A 20,990-nucleotide genomic window follows, 5' to 3' on the forward strand; every position below is an offset into this window, starting at 1 on the left:
TGCGGCCGCATTCTTTGCCGTTTCTTGACTCCCGGCGGGCGTCGCAGGGCGGCCTTGGTATGCCGTCTCACCGGGTTGGCCACGTCGTCGCGGCGCGCCCGAGGACGGCCGGGAGACGCCCGGTCAGCCGGTAGTGTTGGGCCGGTGATCCCCCTTCGCAACGTCGCCGTCGTCCTTGCGGGTGGGGTGGGCAGCCGGGTCGGGCTGAACATCCCCAAGCAGCTCATCAAGATCGCGGGACGGCCGATCATCGAGCACACCATCGACGTGTTCAACAGCAGCCCGCTGATCGACGAGGTCGTCGTCATGATGACGCCGGGGCACCTCGACCCGGTCCGCGCGATCGTCGCAAAGGGCGGCTACACCAAGGTCACCCAGATCCTCGAAGGAGCCGAGACCCGCAACGGCACGACCCAGCGGGCGCTCGAGGCCCTCGGCGACGAAGAGTGCAACGTCCTCTTCCACGACGCCGTCCGGCCGCTGCTGAGCCAGCGCATCATCGAGGACTGCATCGACGCCCTCGCGACGTATGCCGCGGTCGACACCGCCATCCCGTCGGCCGACACGATCATCGCGGTCACCGACGAGAACGAGATCAGCGACGTCCTCAAGCGCTCGGAGCTGCGCCGCGGCCAGACCCCGCAGGCCTTCCGCCGCTCGGTCATCTCGCGCGCCTACGAGCTTGCTGACCAGGACCCCGACTTCACCGCCACCGACGACTGCACGGTCGTGCTGCGCTACCTGCCCGACGTCCCGATCGCCGTGGTGGCCGGGGACGAGCGCAACATGAAGGTGACCGAGCCGATCGACGTCTATCTCGCCGACAAGCTGTTCCAGCTGACCAGCCACGACGTCCCGCAGGAACGCACCGAGCGGGAGTACCGCGAGGCCCTGGAGGGCAAGACGGTCGTCGTCTTCGGTGGCAGCTACGGCATCGGCGCCGACATGGTGGCCATCGCGGAGAGCTACGGCGCCAAGGTGCACTCCTTCAGCCGGTCCGGCACGCGCACGCACGTCGAGCGCCGCTCCGACATCGTCGCCGCCAGGCGCCAGGTGCTTGCGGAGGACGGCCGCGTCGACTACGTCGTGAACACCGCGGGTGTGCTCCCGCGGGGCACCCTCGCCGAGACGACCGAGGAGACGATCTACGCCGCGACAGAGGTCAACTACATCGCGCCGATCCTCATCGCCCAGGAGTTCTACGACTCCCTGCGCGAGAGCGGCGGCTCGATGCTGCTCTTCACCTCCAGCTCCTACACGCGGGGGCGCAGCGGCTACAGCCTGTACTCGTCGGCCAAGGCCGCGACCGTCAACCTGACCCAGGCCCTCGCGGACGAGTGGGCCGCCACCGGTGTGCGGATCAACTGCGTCAACCCCGAGCGGACCTCGACTCCCATGCGTACCAAGGCTTTCGGGGCTGAGCCGCCGGACTCGCTGCTCGACAGCGAGACGGTCGCGCGCACCTCGCTGGGGGTGCTCGTCTCGCACCTGACGGGGCACGTCATCGACATCCGCCGCGCCGACCCGATCAGCTCGCACGAGGTCACTGCCGCGGTGGCCGAGGACATGCACGAGAGCGAGCCCCTCGACGAGATGCCGGCCGGGGCCGAACCCGCCGGGACTCGCTGACGCGGGGGGTAGGCGACCACACCATGGGATTCGCGGAGCGGATCTCCTCGTGGCGCGAACGCCGGCCGGCGGTCGGCGCCTCGTCGGACGCAGCGTCGCAGTCCCTGAAGATGAGCGTCGTCGTCGCCGTCCACAACACCGGTGACTACCTCGAGCCCTGTCTCGCCTCACTCGTCGGACAGAGCCTGCCTCCCACCGAGTACGAGGTCATCCTCGTCGACGACGGGTCCAACGACGGGATCACGGCTGCTCGTCTCGACCATGCCGCGGCCGTCCACCCCCAGGTGAGGGCGATCCACATCCGCAACTCGGGCTGGCCGGGCAAGCCCCGCAACGTCGGGATCGACGCGGCCCGTGGCGAGTACGTCTACGTCATGGACCACGACGACCTGCTCGCGCCCGAGGCGCTCGAGCGGATGTACGAGATGGCGAGCCGCAACCACGCCGACGTCGTGATCGGCAAGATCGCCGGTCGGGGCCGACGGGTGCCACCGACCCTGTTCCGGGAGAACCGCGAGGTGTGCAGCCTCGAGACGGCGCCGCTCATGGAGAGCATGACGCCGCACAAGGGCTTCCGCCGCGCGTTCCTCAAGCAGCACCAGCTCCGCTTTCCCGAGGGACGCCGCAGGCTCGAGGACCACGTGTTCGTCGTCGAGGCCTATCTGCGTGCTCGGGTGGTCTCGGTGCTGTCGGACTACACCTGCTACCTCCACATCGCGCGCGAGGACGAGGCCAACGCGGGCTTTCGGGCCATCGCGCCGGTCGCCTACTACGGCAACCTGCTCGAGGCCGTCGAGGTCGTCGAGCGGCTCACCGAACCCGGTCCGCGGCGCGACCTCGTGCTGCGGCGCTGGTACTCGGTCGAGATGATGCGCCGGCTGAGCGGCGCGAGCTTTGCTGGGCGGTCGCCGACGCGGCAGCGGGCCTTCTACACCGAGATCCGACGCCTGGCGCAGGACCACTTCGCCCGGCCGACCATCTGGGAGCCACTGGCCGCCGCCGTCCGGGTGGTCGCGGAACTGATGCGGGCCGACCGGTTCGACGACCTGGTCGCGCTGGCGGGTTTCGAGGGGTCCCTACGGGTCCAGGCCGATACCGAGGCGTGGCACTGGGAGGGCGGCCGGCTGCGCTTCCAGGCCCTCGTCGCGGTGGCGTCCGAGTCGGGCCAGCCTGCCATCACCATCGTCGACGGCGTCCCCGTGTATGCCGCGCACCTCACCGACGTGCCACTCGAGGCGAGCACCGCGCGCAACCCCGCCGAGGCGTGGCTCCAGCTGGTGCGGCGCGAGTCGCGCACCCGGCTCCGCCTGCCGCTCGAGGTCGTCACCGTGACCGACGACGGCACTCAGCGGTACCGCGTGCAGGGCGAGCTCGACCCCCTCGATGTCGCCGGCGCCGGGCCGCTCGAGGCCGGGATCTGGGACGTCTACCTCAAGCTGCGCGCCCCGGATGTCGGCCCCGACCACCTGCGTCGCATCGGCACCGAGCACGGCACCGTCTCCGCGGACCGTCCCGCCCTCCCGGCCCTGCTCGGGAAGGATGCCCTCGCGGTCGTCCCGTATCTCACCGAGAAGGGCAATCTCAGCCTTGACGTCGGTGCGACCAGCCGGCTGGTCGAGGCGTTGCGCCCTGGTGTTGCGACCGTTCATCCGGGAGCCGATGGCGCGAGCTCGATCACCGTGTCCCTGCCGCTGCAACTGGCGGACGGGGGCGGTGACGGCCTTCGCGTCGTGCGCGCCCTGCCGCATGAGGTCGAGGTCTCCGGCCCCGCGACCCTCCGCCCCGCTGGCCGGCCCGACCAAGTGGTGCTCGAGAGCCACCTGCCCGTGACGGCGGACCCGGCTGCGACCGACGTCTTGGTCACCCTTTCCCACCCGCACCGCATCCTGTGGTCCGGCGTCCCCACGAGCCAGGAGAGCCCCCTGTTGCCTTCCGTCCCGCCAGAGCCTTCCGTGCCGGTCACCGAGCGGGCGGGCGGATGAGCGCGACCACGCCCGGGCCGACCGCGGCCGGGCGCCGCCCGACCCTGGACGAGCTGCGGGCGGTCACCCAGCCGGAGTCGACCATGAGCCGGCGCAACGCCGAGCACTGGCTGGCGCGCCTGTTCCTGCGCAAGGTCTCGCTGCGCGTGACCGCACTGTTGATCCGGACACCGGTCTCGGCCAACGCGCTCACCGGCTGGATGATCATCGTCGGGCTCGTGGGTGCGCTCGTGCTGGCGCTGGTGGGCGGCTGGCTGGGCATCGTCCTCACCTTCGTCCTGGTGCAGGTCTACTTCCTGCTCGACCTCTGTGACGGCGAGGTCGCGAGGTGGCGCCGGACCACCTCGATCACCGGTGTCTACCTCGACCGGGTCGGCCACTACGTCGTCGAGGGGGCTCTGCTCAGTGGCCTCGGCCTGCGTGCGGGAGATGGTGGCTTCGGGGGCTGGTCGACGATCGGTGTCGCAACCGGGCTCTGCGCGATCCTCATCAAGGCGGAGTCCGACCTCGTCGACGTGGCCCGCGTGAGGGCCGGCGCCCCGCTGCCCACCGAGGCATCGGTCGAGCTCCGCAGCAACACCTTGAGCGGCCTGCGTCGGGCGGCCCAGGTCCTGAAGATCCACCAGGTGACCGGCGCCCTCGAGCTGTCCTTCATCCTGCTCGTCGCGATGGTCGTCGACCTGGCTGCTGGTGACCTGCTCGGCACGAGGATCACCGCGGTCGTGATGGCCGTGGTCGCCGGGACCATGGTCGTCGTGCACCTCGTGAGCATCCTGCTCTCCCGGCGGCTCGATTGAGCTCGCCCAGCCTGTCCTGCGTCGTCATCACGATGGGGGACCGTCCCGCCGAGCTCGGTCGGGCGCTGCAGTCCCTGCACGACCAGGACGGCGACCCGATCGAGGTGGTGGTCGTCGGCAACGGTTCCGACGTCTCCGACCTGCCCCCGGGGGTGCGGTTCCTGCGCCTTCCCGAGAACGTCGGCATCCCGGCAGGGCGCAACGCGGGGGCAGCCGAGACGACCGGTGACCTGCTGCTGTTCCTCGACGACGACGGCTGGTTGTCGCAGCGAGGCACCGCCGAGCGGATCCGCGCGGCGTTCGCCGGCGACCCCCGGCTGGGTGTGGTGTCGCTGCGCATCGTCGATCCGGACACCGGCGAGACCCAGCGACGGCACGTGCCACGGCTGCGCGTCGGTGACCCGCTGCGCTCGTCGGCCGTCACGACGTTCCTCGGCGGCGCCAGTGTGGTGCGTCGACAGGCCTTCGAGCAGGCGGGAGGGCTACCGGACGCATTCTTCTTCGCGCACGAGGAGACGGACCTCGCCTGGCGGGTGCTCGACCACGGCTGGGACATCCGCTACGACGCTGGAGCCGTGATGTGCCACCCCGCGACGTCACCCGCACGGCACGACGTGTACTTCCGGCTCAACGCGCGCAACCGCGTCTGGCTGGCCCGACGCAACCTGCCCCTGCCGCTGGTGCCGCTCTACCTCGGCGTCTGGGTCCTCCTTACCGTGGCTCGCAACCGTGACGCGCACGCGCTGCGCACCTGGTGCCGGGGGTTCCTCGAGGGATGGCGCACCGAGCCCGGGCCGCGCCGGCCGATCGGCTGGGGCACCGTGTGGCGGATGACGCGACTCGGTCGGCCACCCGTCATCTAGCGTGCGTACCGCCCGTCACCCAGCCGCGCCCGGAAGGGATGGCTTCCCGACGAGCCCGTCGAGGGCTGCGGCGAACCGCTCCGCGCCACCGTCCTGGGTGATGCCCAGCAGCTCCGCCCGGGCCAGGGACCGACCGACGGCTGTCGGGTCCTGCCCTGCCCGGACCGCGGCGATGAGCTCGACGAGGCCGGCAGCACCGCTCCCGAGGACCAGACCACCGCGGCTGCTGGGATAGCGGGCCGCGAACTCCTCGGCACTGAGTCCGGCTGGGTTCGCGAGCGCGAGCGGGCGGTCCTGGGCGAGCCAGTCCGACACGACACCCGACACGTCGGCCACGAGGACGTCGGCCTCGGCCAGCACGCTCTCGAGTCCTGGCCAGTCGCCCTCGGCGATGCGGTGGGTCGTCGGGGAGTGGGCCGCCCAGAACGATGACCGGTCGTCGACGACCGGTGCAGACCCCGAGCCCGACCCTGCGGCGGCAACCATGAGCGAGACCTCGTCACCAGTGGCAGGGTGAGCGGCCGGCGCCACCTCCTGCGGCGCACCAGCAGCGCGGAGCAGGCCGAGGACCTCGCGGTGGGCCCGTCGCAGCGCGACGTCACGGGTGCCGGTGAGGGGGTGGGGACGGTAGACGACTCGCACCCCCGGAGTCGCGAGCAGGGTGCGCACCAGGTCCGGCCCGTCGTGCGCGAGCGAGGAGTGGTGGCTCTCGTCGCCCCACCCCTCCCAGGTGGGGGCGTAGACCACGGTCAGCGGACGGTCAGCGGCGGACGGACGGGCGTCCGCGCCTGCCTGGGGACGACCCACCTCACGGATGCGCCCGAGCACGGCGCCGAGTCCCGCGTCGGCATACCGCCTCGCACCAGCCGGACCCGCGACCCACACCTCGTCGTAGACGCGCACGAACGGGTTGCTGCTGCTTGCCTTGTCGCTGTCGCCGTGGCCGATGAAGGCGGTGCGCATGCCACCCATGCGCAGCAGGTGCATGTTGGACATGCCGTTGGCCACGAACAGCGCCCCGCGCACCGTGCCCAGGTCGAAGGACACGAGGGTGGTCGCCGCCGGGATGCACACCACGGGCAAGGTCGTCGGTCCGAGGCGGCGCCACGCGTCGCGGTCACGCATCAGCACCAGCGGGCGGTGGCCGCCGGTCTCGAGCGTCCGCAGCCACATCTCCACCTGGTAGACCGCTTCGGCCGTGCCGCCGTAGTAGAGGACGACGTCGGGTGCGTACCCGGTCACGGCCTCCTGCACGGCCTCGGGTACCCGCTGCCGGAGGCCGGCCCGGCGGGCGGTCTGCGTCGCACGCAGCGCCAGGGCTCCGACCAGGGCCGTCAGCAACAGCGCCACGACAGCCGCAGCGGTCTGCGTGCCGCTGTCGTCCGAGGCGACGGCGGAGCCCGTGCCCAGGAGCAGCCCGAGCTGGACGGGTATCAGGCACGCGTCGCGCCACCGGAGCAGCCACCCGGGCGGGGCCGGGACGCGAAGGTCTCCGAGGGGAAGGTTCCAGCTGAGCACGGGGGACTTGCGCAGCAGCGCCACGACCTCGGCCACGCCTGCGAGGGCCCCGGCCGCCAGTCCCACGCCCACGGCTGCCGCCACCGTCCACACCAGCGCGCCGGTCGTGAGATCCGCACGGGCGGCCAGCACGACCAGCAGGACGGCCTGCACGGCCCACCGCCAGGGCAGTCCGAGCCCTACCCGCGCCAGGGCCCACGGGAGGAACGGCGCAGCGACGGCCAGGCCGACCTCGGCTGCCGCAACGAGCAATGCCGCCACGACGAACCACCCGCCGGAGCCGGCGAAGGCGGCGGCAGCAAGCACGGCATACGCGAGGACCGCGATGGCCACCACGAGCACACCACCGGGCCCCGGCCGGCTCGGGACGCGGTCCGTGCGGGTGAGGGCGGTGGGTGTCGTCGGCGCCATCAGAGTCCCCGAGCCATCAGTGGCGCGGGCGGCACGGAGCGGAGGACGGTGCGCAGGCAGGTCGTCCGCAGCGGGCGCAGTGGCGGCACGGCATGGGCGGGCGGGACCTTCCTGACGGGGCGGGCGGCGCCTGGCCGGCGCACCGTTACGGTAGCGCAGCGGTCCCGGCGTCGTAGGGTGTGCGTGCCCTGCTCCCCACGCTCGATCCCGAGGTTGCCGATGACCCGCGCCGAGATCCGCCGGCCGGTCGCGCCCGTCGTGCTGTTGGTCGCAGGTCCCGGCGTAGCCGATGAGGTCGTCGAGACGGTGGCCACCCGCGCAACTGCCGAGAGCGGCGTGCCCGCGGTCGTCGTCGATCCCGCGGGTGACACGCTGGCATCGGCTCTTGCCACGGCCTCCACTCGTGGCAGCGGCATCGTGCTCCTCGACGCCCGCTGGCTGGCGCCGGCCACGGTCTACGGTGACCTCGTCGCCGACCCCCGTGACGAACCGGCCGTGCTGGCTGACCCCGACGGCACGGTCGTGGGCGTCCGCCTGACGACTGGGGCCGAACTGCCCGGCTCTGGCACCGGCGGTGACCTGCTCGCGGCGGCTGCCACGGTGGCCCGAGGTCATGGCGCCCGTGAGCTGGGACCGGGCTCGTTCCCGACCGCCTGGACCGACGGGGGCCTTGCGACCGCCCTCGCCACGGTCGACGCCGCCGACGAGCGGGCGCTACGGCTGCGCCGCGCCTCGCGCAGCGATGACGGGTTCCTCTCGGCGTTCCTCGTCCGTCCCCTGTCCCGTCAGGTGACCCGACAGGCCGTCCGGCTCGGCCTGCGGCCGGCGCAGATCACCGCGGTCTCCCTCGCCCTGGGAATCGCCAGTGCCGTCGCGTTCGCAGGGGGCACCACCGGGTGGCGCGTGGTCGGCGCCCTGCTGCTCTTCTGCTCGCTCGTCGTCGACTGCGTCGACGGTGAGGTGGCGCGCTACACCCGCACCTTCTCCCCGCTCGGTGGCTGGCTCGACGTCGCCTCCGACCGGGTCAAGGAGTATGCCGTCTACGCCGGTCTCGTCGTCGGTGCCGACCGAGTTGGTCAGGGCCACGGGTGGCAGGCCGCCCTGGCCGCCATGGCTGTGCTCGTTGTGCGGCACTTCGTGGACTTCGGCTTTGCCGCGTCACCCGCCACCCGGTCGTCGGGGTCCGCCGTCGCCGGGCTGTCCGAGGCCACCTCGGCCCGACCCGGCCTGATCTGGGCCAAGCGGGCCGTCATCATGCCGGTCGGGGAGCGGACCGTCCTGCTGGTCGTGCTGGCCCCACTGCTCGGGGCGAAGTCGGTCCTGTGGCTGCTGTTCGCCCTCGGCGTGCTGGCCGGGGTCTACACGAGCGCTGGTCGGCTCGGGCGCAGCTGGTCCGCGGGCCGGGAGCAGTCGCTCGCGGCTCCCGGCGCGCAGCGGCTGGCGGCGCAGTGCGACGCCAGTCCCGTGCCCGAGGCCGCGCTCCTCGTGACCTCGCGACTGGGGTGGCTCGCCCCCGCGGTGGCCCGGACCCTCGAGCTCGTCGTCGTCGGTGGCACCGCCCTGCTCGTCGGTGGCGACGCTGCCCTCGCCGGGGCCTACGCGCTCCTCGCCGTGGCTGCGTTCCGCGACTACGACCTCGCCTACCGCCAGCGGCTCACCGGCGTCGTCCGTCCCCGCGACGGCCTCACCCCGATCGGCTGGCCGGTCCGCTCGGTCGGCGGGGCGCTCCTGGTCGTCTGGGCGGCATCCGGCCCGTCCTGGCCACCGCTCGTCGCGGCGGCCGTCGTCGGCCTGCTCGCCCTGGGCGTCAACGTGCGGTGGTGGGCCGCACGGTCGTCCGCGCACCCGACCGGCTGAGCCGGCCCCGCGAGGCGGGTCGAGCGGCCGCGCCCCGGGTCAGGCGTGGTGGTCGGCGGTGATCTGCTGCTGCTTCGCCAGCACCGTGTCAACGGCCTCGACGAACCGGGTCACCGGGTCGGACTGCGAGTCGCCCAGCAGGTACTCGGTGGTCCGCCGGCGCGCCGCGGCGTGCGAGTCGTGCTCGATGGCATCCGTCACGTGCTCGGTGACGTCGGACCCGCTGCCCGAGAGGACGTAGGCCCCCTGCGCTGACGGGAACTGGGCACGGAAGGTGTCGTCGTCGAGGGCGCCGGAGTTGGTCACGACGTAGGGCTTGCCCGAGGCGAGGAAGTCGGTGATCACGCTGGAGACGTCGCTGACCAGCAGGTCGGCGCGGTTGAACGCGTGGTACAGCCCCTCGGCGCCGGTCACCACCTCGTGCGGGACGCCCGCGGCCTCCACCATGGCGGTGAGGCGCAGGACCTCGAGCCCGTATGCCGGGTCGTCGGTGCCCGTGCCCGGGTGCGGTTTGAAGAGCACTCGCACCCCCGGCATACCGAGCAGGCCGGTGAGGATCCCCTCGCCCTGGGTGAGGATCGAGGAGTACTCCCAGGCGGCGAAGAAGCCTTCGCGGGTGGGGGCGTAGAGCACGGTGTAGTCCCAGCTCGACACCCCGTCGGTGCCGGCGTGGGACTCGCTGAGCGGGGTGGCGTGCCGCTCGATCTCGGCGAGCTGCGGCCGTCCGACCTCACGGATCTGTTCGTCGCGCACTCCGACGTCGGCGATGCGGTAGCGGTCGCGGGCGGCCGGCCCGCTGACCCACGCCTCGTCGAAGATGCGCGTGAGGACGGTGGCGCTGCCGCCCTTGTCGCTGTCGCCGTGGCCGATGAACACGTCGAAGATGCCGGGCAGGCGCAGCAGGTGGTTGTTCTTGGCGACGTTGGACGGGTAGAGGGCCAGGCCGAGCGACGGTGGGACGACACGCTCGAGGTCACCGGCCCGGCGCACCTCGATCACGGGGAGCCGGTCGGTCTCGACCAGCTCGGCGTTGTAGGCCTCGCGGCAGATGACGACGGCGCGCTGCGGGAGCTGCTCGAGGGTCTGCACCCACACGTTGGCGATGTAGCCGATGGCTTCGGGGCGGCTGTAGTAGAGCCCGACCCGGGGGGCGAAGTCGGCCAGGGCTGCCCCGAGCAGGTCGACGACCGTCTCGAGCGGGGTGTCGCGACGGGCCCGGAGGAAGTCGATGACCGCGACCAGGGCGGTGGCGAGCGCGGTCGCGGCGGAGACGGCGGCTGCGATGACGACGACCGTCGCGGTGGCACCGAGCAGGTGGGCGGAGAGGGCGATCGCCAGCACCAGCGAGCCGCTCGAGGGCCAGTTCACCGCGTCGGAGAGGGCACCGGTGCCGAGGGGCTCGCTGCGGCGAACCCCGGGCACCTCGAAGTTGCGCCACGAGACCGGCACGGCACGGAGCTGCTGCGAGCGCCGTTGGCCGAGGATCGTCACCAGGCGGCAGGCCCAGATGAAGAGCACGGTCACCCCGGTGACGCGAAGGATGTCGGTGCCGGTGTCGTGGGCACTGGCGGCCACGGCCACGAGGAGCACGTCGCGCAGACCGGCGCGGAACGTGTCGTCGGCCTGCAGTCGCCGCAGTCCCGCAGCGATCGTGGGGGCGCGCCACACCAGGACCTCGGCGACAACGCTGCCGAGCACGCCGAGCGCCAGGAAGAGTCCCGCCAGCTCACGCGAGGCGCCGACCACCAGGACCGCGAGCATGAGCGCCACGATCGAGCCAGCAAGGAGGGCCAACGCCGGCAGGGCCTTCCTCATCGTGCACTCTCCCCGGCCGCGGAGAGTCGTGGGGGAGTGCGCTCGACGGCGCGTTCGACTTCTGCGACGAAGTGGGCGATCGGGTCGCCGACAGGGTGGCCGAGGAAGTAGGTCGCGAGCTCCTCGCGGTGCTCGCGGAAGCGGTCCTCGCCCAGCGCCTCACGGATCGCCTGAGCCAGCCCCTCGACGTCGGGCCGGATCAGCGCTCCTGCAGCAGTCGACGGGAAGTCCGCGTGGAAGGCCGCCTGTTCGGTGTCGCGCGGGTTGGTGACGAGATAGGGCTTGCGTGAGGCCAGGAAGTCGGCCACCACGCTGGAGATGTCGGCCACGAGCACGTCGGCCTCGTTGAAGGCGCTGTAGAGCGCGTCCGGCGCCGTGCCGACCACCCGGTGCGGAGTGCCGGGAGCGCTCAGCCGGGCCTCGATCGCGGCGCGGGCAGCGGCTGCCGCGCCGAGGCGGGTGCCGGTGGCAGGGTGGGCCTTGAACAGCACGGTCAGCCCGAGGGCGGGGTCGGTGAGCACGTCGACGATGCGCTCGCCCATCGTGGCCACCGAGCTGTAGTCGACCCCGGAGAAGTTGCCCTCCCAGGTCGGGGCGTACAGCACCGTGCCCGACGTGCGGGGCCGCTCCGTGAGCCGCTCGATGTGGGCCAGCTGCGGGCGGCCGACCCGGTGCAGCTGGTCGGGGCGAATGCCCTCGCCCCGGTTCAGGTAGCGGTCACACCCGGCCTGGCCGGCCACCCAGATCTCGTCGAACACGCGGTGCAGGGGGCTGTAGGTCACCGACTTGTCACCATCGCCGTGGTTGATGAAGACGTGTCGCGGGCCGGGCAGCCGGATCATGTGGTTGTTCTTGATGACCGTCGTCGGGTAGAGCACGACCCGGATGCTGGGGACACAGAAGGCTTCGACATCGCGGGCTCGCGGCAGCACGACCACCGGGGTGCTGGTGGGGAGTAGCTCGTCGAGGTGGTGCCGCTCGCGGACGAAGATCACCGCGGGGCGGGTGAGCCGGTCGATCGTCTCGATCCAGACGTTGAGCTGGTAGGTCGTGCCGCGACCGCCGCTGAAGTACACGGCCACCTCGGGTGCGTGGTCCACCAGCGCCCCGAAGAGGCGGGCGTTGTCCTCCTCCGGGAGCGGCAGACTGCGGACGAGCCGGATCCGGGCGAGCACCCGCCACGCCACGACGGCCGCGCAGACGACGACGCCAACCAGCATCACCACGACCGGGACGGGCGACGTCGACGCCCAGGAGACCAGGAGGCCGACGAGGACCAGGACGTCCAGCTGGAGCACGCCCTGCGAGCCAACAGGGAGCGGGGGCGGCGACGGGACGGGTGGGCCGAGCGGCGCCGGGGACTCGGTGCGGCCATCGACCTCGAGGCCGCGCCATACCAACCGGGCCCGGTCCATCCGCGCGAAGGGTGCGGTGGCCGCGCGGTAGACCACGTGGACTCCGTGGACGATGCCCACCGCGGTGACCGCGGCGACGACGGTCCAGGGGGAGGGGCGGGTGGCCAGCGCCCAGCCGAGCAGGGCGACGCCCTCGCGGAAGAGGGCCCTGTCGACGGCCCCCATCTCGTGGAGCTCGAGCCACCGCGGGAACTGGGGGTCTTCGCCGGAGTGCAGGAGCAGGTCGCTCACGACCAGGACCAGCAGCGCGATGCCGAGCACCACCCCCCACCCGGCGAGGGCGGCAACGACGCTGACGACCGCTGAGAGGGCCCAGAGACCGGCAGCCCAGTTCTCGAGCCGTCGCAGGTGCGCCGCGGCATTCATGGTGCCATCAAAGACGGGATCGATGGAGCACTGCAAACCAGCCCTGCTGGTGAGCACGACAAAGCTTCCAGGCGGTGGACTACCCCGAACAGCCCGGTCAGGCGATGGCGTAACCTCTGCCCGTGCCATCACTCCCATCTAGGCTGTGGCGGAGACGCGCCGGCCGATGGCCCGGACCCGGACCATCGAAGGAACCATGGAACTGATCTCGCGCTATCGGGCTCTGTCCAAGCGGCGCACGGTGCTCTGGACGCTGGTCGTCAGGGACCTCCGGGTGCGGTACTCGCGCAGTGTCCTGGGCTACCTGTGGACGGTCCTGGACCCGCTGCTGATGTCGCTCATCTACTTCCTGGTGTTCGTCTACATCTTCAAGCGGGGCGACGTCGGCCACAAGCCGTACTTCTTGTTCCTCATCATCGGTCTGCTCTCGTGGCAGTGGTTCTCCGGCTCGCTCACCGACACCTCCCGGGCCCTCGTGGCCGAGGCCAAGCTGGTGCGCTCGACCAACCTGCCCCGCGAGATCTGGGTGGTCCGCGTCGTGCTGTCCAAGGGCATCGAGTACCTGCTCTCCGTGCCCGTGCTGATCCTGTTCCTGATGGGCTACCTGATCCGAGGGGAAGCGCACCTCAACGCCGCGCTCGTGCTGTTCCCACTGGGGATCGTCGTCGAGTTCGTCGCCCTGGTCGGCCTCGGCCTGGTGCTCGCCCCGGTCACGGCCCTGGTCAGCGACACCCAGCGGGTCGTCCGCATCCTGCTCCGGATGTTGTTCTACGCGACACCGGTCATCTATGCCGGCCACCTGGTGCCGTCCCCCTGGGACAAGGTGACCTGGTTGAACCCCATGACGGGCATCCTCGAGGCGATGCGCGCGGGCTTCTTCACGCACGACAAGTACCCGATCCTCTGGGGTCCGATCATCGCCTCGGTCGTCATCTCCGTGTTCCTGCTCGTCGTCGGCTCGATGGTCTTCCGACGCTTCGAGCGAGCCGTCCTGAAGGAGATCTAGCCGTGAGCAACGCCGTCCAGCAGGACCTTGCCCCGGTCATCTCGGCACAGGGCCTCGGCATCGAGTTCTACCGCGCCAAACGCCGCCAGTTCTCCTTGCGGGAGATGCTGTTCCACGGGCGCACGGGCACGTCCAAGGAGACGTTCTGGGCGCTGCACGACGTGAGCTTCGACATCCGGCCGGGCGAGGCCGTCGGCCTGGTGGGCGGCAACGGCAGTGGCAAGAGCACGCTGCTGCGGTGCATCGCGGGGGTGCTGCTGCCCGACGCGGGGGAGGTCGACGTCATCGGCGGCGTCGCCCCGCTCATCGAGCTCACCGGTGGCTTCGTCGGCGAGCTCACCGCCCGGGACAACATCTACCTCACCGCCGGGCTGCACGGGCTCAGCAAGGCGCGCATCGAGGAGCACTTCGACGACATCGTGGCCTTCGCCGGCCCTGAGGTCCGTGAGGGGCTGGACATGCCCTACCGGCACTTCTCGTCGGGGATGAAGGTCCGGCTCGGGTTCGCGGTCATCACCACCCTGGACGAGCCGATCGTCCTCGTCGACGAGGTGCTGGCCGTGGGTGACCGTGCCTTCCGGGAGAAGTGCTACACGCGGATGGAGTCGCTGCTCGAGGACGGCAGGACGCTGTTCCTGGTGTCGCACTCCGAGCGAGACCTGCGCCGGTTCAGCACCCGGGGGCTCTACCTGCAGCGGGGCAAGCTCGTCATGGACGGTCCGATGGCTGACGTGCTCGAGACCTACAACGCCGACCTCGACGCCCAGCCCTGACGGACCTGAGTCGGACCCGACCCTGACCCCGACCTGAGTCGGCCCTGATCCAAGCCTGAGGTGGGGCTCGACCTGTTCCGAGGGGGCCCGTTGGCCCGGCTCGGGACAAGGGTCACAATCGGCGCACAAATCCACTCGAACCCCACCCGCGCGCCTGCCGCCGGGGTTAGCCTCCAGGGAAAACCCCATCCGAAGGGACCGCTTCCGCATGCCCGCTCTCCAGCGCTGGTCACGTCTCGCAACGTGCACCGCCGCCGTCCTGGTAGGGGCCCTCGTCGGCCCATTCGCTTCGTCGCCCGCGTCGGCGGCCGCCGACGACGTCGTCCTCATCGGGCACGGCTACGGCCACGGCCGCGGGATGGGCCAGTACGGCTCGTACGGCTATGCGGTCGACCACGGGTGGACCTCGGCGATGATCCTCGACCACTTCTACGGCGGCACCAAGGCCGGGAGCGTCGGCAACCCGAACATCAGCGTCCGACTCAGCTCGATCGAGTCGTCCTCGACTGTCGACACCTGGATCACGAGCGCCAAGCCGTTCAAGGTCGGCACGGTCGACGTGGGCGCCGGCTCGGGTGCCCGCATCGTCTGGACCACCACGGGCTGGCAGATGTACACGAAGTTCGAGGGCTGCACCTCGCTGCCCAAGACCTACGGCCCCTACGCCCTGGGGTCGGCCACCACCCTCCCGATCACGCTGGGCGCGGCGCCGGTGGCCCTCACGGACCTGCTGACCGTCTGCGACAGCGGGCGGGGCTACCGCGGCACCCTGTCGTACGTCCGCGACGGGTCGACCAACAAGCTCGTCAACACACTGCCCCTGCAGAGCTACCTCAAGGGTGTCGTCCCGCGCGAGAGCCCGGCGAGCTGGGGCGACGTCCGTGGCGGTTGGGGCATCGAGGCGCTCAAGGCACAGTCGGTCGCCGCCCGCTCCTACGCGTGGTCCTCGAACCGCTACCCGTACGCGAAGCTGTGCGACACCGAGGCGTGTCAGGTCTACGGAGGTGCCGCCGGTGACGGCGTCGCCCTCGAGGACGCCCGCACCAACCGGGCAGTGGACGGCACGAGCGGACTGGTTCGGCTGAGCAACGCCAACGGTGCCGTCGTGAGCACCGAGTTCTCTTCCGGCACAGGCGGATACACGGCCGGCGGCACCTTCCCGGCGGTCGTCGACGACGGCGACCGCAAGTCCCCCAACGCCAGCTGGACGGTGCGGCTGTCCGGTAGCGCGATCGCCAGCGCCTACGCCGTGGGTACCTTCAAGCAGCTCAAGATCATCCGCCAGAACACGCTCGGCGTCGCCGGGGGCCGCGTCCAGCAGGTCGACGTCGTCGGCGCCACCAAGACGGTCTCAGTGACCGGCGACGCGTTCCGCCAGAAGTTCGGCCTGAAGTCGGACTGGTTCTTCCCCGTGATCCAGCCGACCCAGCAGGTCAAGTCCGTGGCCTACAAGAAGCTCGCCTTCTCCGACGTGGTCTACCGCCAGGTGGCCGGCCCGAGCTACAGCCCGTGGACCCAGCACGCCAGCGTCACCGCGGCTGACTACGCCGCCTCGGGCAGCCCGGCCACGACGGTCCAGGCGTCGTCCTACGTCAAGTACTCGTGGTCGAGCACCGTCTACGCCGTCACCGCCTGGGCGGGCGAGCGGCTGCCCCAGGTCGACATGCTGAGCTACGACCAGTGGAAGCGCGCGGGGTTCCCGACTGTCCGCAACGCCGCGACGGTCTACGGGACGATGTACTACCGGTTCGGGTCCGACCCGGCCATCTACGCCGAAGGTCCCGACGAGGTCCGGCACCACCTGACCTACGCCGAGTGGACTGCGGCCGGCCAGCCGGCCCCCGTGGTGCGTCCGGCCTGACGGCCCACCGCCGACCTGCGCCGCGGGTATGCCGGGTGGCACCACCCGGCATACCCTCGCTCAGCTGGTGGCCGGCTGTGCGAGGTCGACCGAGAACGACGGCTCGGTCTTCTCGCGGACCTCGTCCTCGGTGACCCCGTCGGCGAGCTCGCGCAGGACCAGGCCGTCGGGGGTGACGTCGAAGACGCACAGGTCGGTGATGATCCGCTGGACGACGCCGCGGCCGGTGTAGGGGAGCGAGCACTCGTCGACGATCTTGTAGGAGCCGTCCTTGGCGTTGTGCTCCATCAGGACGATGACCTTCTTGGCGCCGTGCACCAGGTCCATCGCGCCGCCCATGCCCTTGACCATCTTCCCCGGGATCATCCAGTTGGCGATGTCGCCCTTGGCCGAGACCTGCATGGCTCCGAGGATCGCGGCGTCGACCTTGCCACCTCGGATCATCCCGAAGCTGGTGGCCGAGTCGAAGAACGACGACCCGCGACGCAGTGTGACCGTCTCCTTGCCGGCGTTGATGAGGTCCGGATCCTCTTCTCCGTCAACGGGATAGGCGCCGACGCCGAGGATGCCGTTCTCGGACTGAAGCACGATCTCGACGTCGTCGGGCACGTAGTTGGGGACCAGGGTCGGCAGGCCGATGCCCAGGTTGACGTAGGAGCCGTCGGACAGCTCGGCGGCCGCGCGGGCGGCCATCTGCTCACGGGTGAGTGCCATCGGTCAGGCCTCCTTCGCGGTGGTCGTGGTGGGCGTGGTGGTCTCGGTGCGGGGGCGGACGGTCCGGCGTTCGATCCGCTTCTCCTTGGCCTGGTCGGCCGTCAGCGGCAGGACCCGGTGGACGTAGATGCCGGGCAGGTGGACCTGGTCGGGGTCGAGCTCGCCCGGTTCGACGAGCTCCTCGACCTCGGCGATCGTGACCCGCCCTGCCATCGCGGCGAGCGGGTTGAAGTTCCGTGCCGACTGGTTGAAGACGAGGTTGCCGTGCCGGTCGCCCTTCCAGGCCCGGACCAGACCGAAGTCGGCCACGATCGCGCGCTCGAGGACGAACTCCTTCTCGACGCCGTCGACCTCGAAGACCTTGACCTCCTTGGGCGGTGAGGCCTTCGCGACGGTGCCGTCCGCGGCATACAGCCAGGGCAGCCCACCATCGGCGACCTGGGTCCCGGCGCCGGTCACGGTGTAGAAGGCGGGGATGCCGGAGCCACCGGCGCGCAGCCGCTCGGCCAGGGTGCCCTGCGGCGTCAGCTCGACCTCGAGCTCACCGGAGAGGTACTGGCGCTCGAACTCCTTGTTCTCCCCGACGTAGGAGGAGACCATCCGGGCGATCCGCTTGTCCTTCAGCAGGATGCCCAGGCCCCAGTCGTCGATGCCGCAGTTGTTCGAGATCGCTTCGAGCCCGCTCACCTCCGCATCGTGGATCGCCGCGATGAGCACGCTCGGGATGCCGCAGAGCCCGAACCCGCCCACCGAGAGGGAGGAGCCGTCGACGATCCCGTCGATGGCTTCGGCCGCGGTGGAGACGACTTTGTCCATGGCGTGGACTCTAGCCGGAGGCATAGGGACCACCGTGCGTGGTCCCTGCCCACAGTCCGGGGTATGCCGCGTGGTCACCGCACATGGGCTCGGGCCAGCCGTTTCCGATCGGCGCGCATCAGCCGTTCGGGGAGGAGAAACGAATTCCGTGGTTGTAGTTCACCCGAACCGCTTGTGACGACAGTGCACTGGTGGGACAAATGTCCTACCTGCTGCTGGAGTGACCTCTGGGGCTGGTGTCCAACTCGTCCAGCGGCTCGGGATCCGAGGCGCCATCCCCCGTGGAGTGTTCTGTGTCGCGTGTCGTGCGTGCCTTCGGAGTCCTGGCCATCCCGGTCCTCACTGTGCCTGTGGGCATGGCGACCGCGGATGCCGCGACCCTGCCCAAGCCACCCACCAAGACCCTCCCGTCGGCGCTGGACATCGCGCCGCCCTACCAGGCCCAGCGCCTCTGCGATCCCCACGCCAAGCCGGGTGTCGTGGCGTTCGCCAAGCTGATGACGGCCAACTACAAGCTCGGCAGCGCCGACGGGGGCATCACCCGCAACTGCAACAGCGGGCTCACCGAGCACTCCGAGGGGCGCGCCTGGGACTGGATGCTCAGCGTCAACAAGCCGAACGAGAAGGCTGTCGCCGACGCCGTGACGCAGTGGTTGTCGGCACCGGACGCGCAGGGGCGCCCGGGCGCCATGGCCCGTCGCTTCGGGATCATGTACATCATCTGGAACCACAAGATGTGGCGTGCCTACGACCCGGCGAGGGGCTGGGCCACCTACACCGGACCGGTCCCGCACACCGACCACGTCCACTTCTCGTTCTCGTGGGACGGCGCCTACGGCCACACGTCTTGGTGGACCGGCAAGGCTCTCACCAAGGTCGACCCGGGGCCCGCCTCGACGCCCAAGCCCACCACACCTCCCCAGCCGCCCTCGGCGGTCTACTCGCTGCTCATCCAGGGCGCGACCGGCCCCGATGTCGCGCTGGCGCAGAAGGTCATCGGCACCACGGCGGACGGGGTGTTCGGGCCGAAGACGACCACTGCGCTCCGCGCCTGGCAGGCAGCTCACGGCGTCAAGGTGACCGGCCAGCTCGACCCGGCCACCTGGGCGAAGATGGTTGCGCTCAAGCTGATCCCGCCGCGCGGCGCCACCACGCCGCCGAAGCCCACCACCCCGCCGCCGCCTGCGAAGCCGCCGACGACCACACCGTCCAGCCCGCTCGCCCCCTACGCGAAGCTGACCATCGCCAAGGGCGCCAAGGGCGCGGCCGTGACGGCCCTCCAGAAGGCCCTCGGCATCGCCGCCGACGGCGCCTTCGGACCCCAGACCGAAGCGGCGGTCAAGGCGTTCCAGACGCGTCGCAACCTGCCCGCGAACGGCATCGTCGGCCCGAGCACGTGGGCCGCCCTCATGACGACCGACGGATCCGCCGGGCCGGTGTCGCGCGGCAACCCCTCACCCCGCATGGTCACGCCCTACACCGCGCTGATGGCGACGGTGCTCAAGGCTGGCTCACGCGGCGAGGCCGTCAAGACGTTGCAGCGCGCCGTCGGCGGCGTCGCCGTCGACGGTGGCTTCGGCGCCCGCACCACCACGGCGGTCAAGGCGTTCCAGAAGTCCCACCACCTGCCCCAGACCGGCGTCGTCGACACCAAGTTCTGGCAGGCGCTGGAGAACCGCGACTACCCGCTGCGGGCCTACTACGACACCGTGATCCGCGTGGGCTCGCGGGGCGCCGCGGTCACGGCCCTGCAGAAGGCGCTGCGGATCACGGCCGACGGCGCCTTCGGGCCCGGTACCGAGTCTGCGGTGAAGGCCATGCAGGGTCGGGCCAAGATCGCGCGGACCGGAGTGGTGGCCAAGGTGACCTGGCAGGCACTGGAAGCCGAGCTGCGTCGCCGCTAGACCTCGAGGGTCACACCTTCGGACGTCAGCCGCGCCGCGCGTCCCGGGGCGCCCTCGGGCCCGCGCGAGAGCACGACCGAGCCGTCGGCCGCCCACGCGGCCAGCGTGGTGGCAAGGAACGACCCGAGCGCGGTCTCGGACGTGTGCACGCGCACGCCTCGTGCCCAGTCCCGTTGCGGCACAACGCCTTCGTATGCCGTGTCCGCGCCACCGTCGCGCAGGGCGGCGTCGCTGGGACTCGCCTCGTCCCACGGACTGAACTGGTCGGCATACGTCGCCAGCTCGCGGGCCTCGTCCATCGCGCCGGGAGGGACCGGCGCGCCCGCACCACGGGCCAGGGCGGCAAGCGTCACGAGCACCGTCGGGACGGTGCTCGCGGTGCTCGCGGCGGCGACCTCGACGTCGTCGGTGACCACGAGGTCAGCGCGGGTGTCGTCGAGGACGACGGTGGCACCCACCGACCAGACGGCGAGAGCCCAGTAGAGCGAGCGCCAGTGCGGGGGCAGGGCGACGCGGACGCACGAGCCGGGGGCGATGTCCCACTCGTCCTGCAGGGCGTTGGCAGCCTTGTTGACCCAGTTGGTGAACACCTTGGCACTCAGCTCGATCCGCTCACCCTGGGTGGGACCGGGGCTGTCCTCGTAGAAGGTGACCCGAGGGCCTGCCGGGTCGGAGCGGAGCATCGCCGCGAGGACCTCCGCCGGGGTGGCCGGCATCAGGCGGTGTTGGCGATGTGTTCGATGAGCTCGGTCGTGGACACGGACGGGGTGCGCGGGAAGTAGACGACCTCGCACAGGTCGGACACGAAGTCGAAGCGGCCCTTCCAGTCGTCGCCCATCGCGAGCACGTCGGCCCGGTGCTCGACGATGTAGTCGCGCTTGAGCTCGAGGCTCTCCTCGACGAAGACCTCGTCGACGAACTTGAGGCTGCTGATGATCTCGACCCGCTCGTCCTGCGAGAAGACCGGGGCGCGACCCTTCTTGGACTCGTTGAGCGCGTCGGCGGACACACCCACGACCAGCCGGTCCCCGAGCTCTGCGGCCCGCTTGAGGATCCGGATGTGCCCGACGTGCAGCACGTCGAAGGTCCCGAAGGTGATCACAGTGCGCGGGGAGGCGCCGTCGGGACCGGTGGCGGGTCCGGTGGCGGGTCCGGCGTCGGGTCCGGCGGTATCGGCAGCAGGCATGGCCGTGAGGTTATCGCGAGACCGGTGCGGTGCTCACATCGTCGACCCTGCAGGTTCGGTCGCCCCCTCGGCAGACG

16 protein-coding genes are annotated in these 20,990 nt (G+C 71.1%); 9 read left to right on the top strand and 7 right to left on the bottom strand.

From position 1 onward, the window contains the following. Positions 1–144 precede the first annotated feature (144 nt). The 4 genes from EAH86_RS01435 to EAH86_RS01450 are packed head-to-tail and all read left to right on the top strand — an operon-like array spanning position 145 to position 5,271. Complete coding sequence (locus EAH86_RS01435; RefSeq protein ID WP_140736844.1) at positions 145–1,629, top strand: bifunctional cytidylyltransferase/SDR family oxidoreductase; 1,485 nt, start codon at positions 145–147, stop codon at positions 1,627–1,629. 23 nt (positions 1,630–1,652) lie between these two features. Beyond that, on the top strand, positions 1,653–3,611 hold the full coding sequence (locus EAH86_RS01440) for a glycosyltransferase (RefSeq protein ID WP_140736845.1): 1,959 nt from the start codon (positions 1,653–1,655) through the stop codon (positions 3,609–3,611). Continuing rightward, positions 3,608–4,408 carry a CDP-alcohol phosphatidyltransferase family protein gene (locus EAH86_RS01445; protein ID WP_140736846.1) on the top strand — a complete coding sequence of 267 codons (801 nt, stop codon included), beginning with the start codon at positions 3,608–3,610 and terminating at the stop codon, positions 4,406–4,408. Before EAH86_RS01440 ends, EAH86_RS01445 begins: the two co-directional genes overlap by 4 nt. Beyond that, positions 4,405–5,271, top strand: coding sequence for a glycosyltransferase family 2 protein (locus EAH86_RS01450; protein ID WP_241668122.1), 867 nt, complete (start codon positions 4,405–4,407; stop codon positions 5,269–5,271). The genes EAH86_RS01445 and EAH86_RS01450 overlap by 4 nt, the downstream gene beginning before the upstream one ends. Positions 5,272–5,286: 15 nt before the next feature. Here the strand turns inward: EAH86_RS01450 and EAH86_RS01455 are convergent, their stop codons facing one another. Then, the gene (locus EAH86_RS01455; protein ID WP_140736847.1) at positions 5,287–7,200 is read right to left on the bottom strand and encodes a hypothetical protein; all 1,914 of its coding nucleotides are present in this window, start codon (positions 7,198–7,200) and stop codon (positions 5,287–5,289) included. A 219-nt stretch (positions 7,201–7,419) separates the two neighbouring features. Between EAH86_RS01455 and EAH86_RS01460 the strand changes: the two genes are divergently transcribed. Next, positions 7,420–9,057, top strand: coding sequence for a CDP-alcohol phosphatidyltransferase family protein (locus tag EAH86_RS01460; protein ID WP_140736848.1), 1,638 nt, complete (start codon positions 7,420–7,422; stop codon positions 9,055–9,057). Positions 9,058–9,096: 39 nt separating this feature from the next. On the opposite strand, the gene EAH86_RS01465 is transcribed toward EAH86_RS01460, so the two are convergent. After that, positions 9,097–10,872 (bottom strand): hypothetical protein, encoded by a 1,776-nt coding sequence (locus tag EAH86_RS01465; protein ID WP_140736849.1) that lies wholly within the window; start codon positions 10,870–10,872, stop codon positions 9,097–9,099. After that, positions 10,869–12,653: a CDP-glycerol glycerophosphotransferase family protein gene (locus EAH86_RS01470; protein ID WP_161988539.1), complete on the bottom strand. Its 1,785-nt coding sequence runs from the start codon at positions 12,651–12,653 to the stop codon at positions 10,869–10,871. The genes EAH86_RS01465 and EAH86_RS01470 overlap by 4 nt, the downstream gene beginning before the upstream one ends. A gap of 196 nt (positions 12,654–12,849) precedes the next feature. On the opposite strand from EAH86_RS01470, the gene EAH86_RS01475 reads away from it, so the two are divergent. The 3 genes from EAH86_RS01475 to EAH86_RS01485 all read left to right on the top strand — a co-directional run bounded on the left by EAH86_RS01475 (position 12,850) and on the right by EAH86_RS01485 (position 16,293). Next, complete coding sequence (locus EAH86_RS01475; RefSeq protein WP_140736851.1) at positions 12,850–13,659, top strand: ABC transporter permease; 810 nt, start codon at positions 12,850–12,852, stop codon at positions 13,657–13,659. Positions 13,660–13,661: 2 nt separating this feature from the next. Beyond that, positions 13,662–14,432, top strand: coding sequence for an ABC transporter ATP-binding protein (locus EAH86_RS01480; protein ID WP_241668123.1), 771 nt, complete (start codon positions 13,662–13,664; stop codon positions 14,430–14,432). A 208-nt stretch (positions 14,433–14,640) separates the two neighbouring features. Further along, positions 14,641–16,293, top strand: a complete 1,653-nt coding sequence (locus EAH86_RS01485) for a SpoIID/LytB domain-containing protein (RefSeq protein ID WP_140736852.1) — start codon at positions 14,641–14,643, stop codon at positions 16,291–16,293. A gap of 60 nt (positions 16,294–16,353) precedes the next feature. Here EAH86_RS01485 and EAH86_RS01490 read toward each other — a convergent pair whose 3' ends face one another. After that, positions 16,354–17,007: a CoA transferase subunit B gene (locus EAH86_RS01490; RefSeq protein WP_140736853.1), complete on the bottom strand. Its 654-nt coding sequence runs from the start codon at positions 17,005–17,007 to the stop codon at positions 16,354–16,356. Between the two features lie 3 nt (positions 17,008–17,010). Beyond that, positions 17,011–17,823: a CoA transferase subunit A gene (locus EAH86_RS01495; RefSeq protein ID WP_140736854.1), complete on the bottom strand. Its 813-nt coding sequence runs from the start codon at positions 17,821–17,823 to the stop codon at positions 17,011–17,013. A gap of 293 nt (positions 17,824–18,116) precedes the next feature. Here EAH86_RS01495 and EAH86_RS01500 point away from each other — a divergent pair, with 293 nt between their 5' ends. Then, entirely contained in the window at positions 18,117–19,727 is a 1,611-nt protein-coding gene (locus EAH86_RS01500; protein ID WP_140736855.1) for a peptidoglycan-binding domain-containing protein, read from the top strand. Here the strand turns inward: EAH86_RS01500 and EAH86_RS01505 are convergent. Together EAH86_RS01505 and EAH86_RS01510 are read right to left on the bottom strand one after the other, a co-directional pair. After that, positions 19,724–20,443, bottom strand: a complete 720-nt coding sequence (locus EAH86_RS01505) for a TIGR03089 family protein (protein ID WP_140736856.1) — start codon at positions 20,441–20,443, stop codon at positions 19,724–19,726. The genes EAH86_RS01500 and EAH86_RS01505 overlap by 4 nt on opposite strands. After that, the gene (locus EAH86_RS01510; RefSeq protein ID WP_140736857.1) at positions 20,443–20,913 is read right to left on the bottom strand and encodes an adenylyltransferase/cytidyltransferase family protein; all 471 of its coding nucleotides are present in this window, start codon (positions 20,911–20,913) and stop codon (positions 20,443–20,445) included. The genes EAH86_RS01505 and EAH86_RS01510 overlap by 1 nt, the downstream gene beginning before the upstream one ends. Positions 20,914–20,990 lie beyond the last annotated feature (77 nt).

Origin of the sequence: Pedococcus bigeumensis (genome assembly GCF_006438965.1) — a bacterium.
In the GTDB taxonomy this organism is placed as follows: domain Bacteria; phylum Actinomycetota; class Actinomycetes; order Actinomycetales; family Dermatophilaceae; genus Pedococcus; species Pedococcus bigeumensis_A.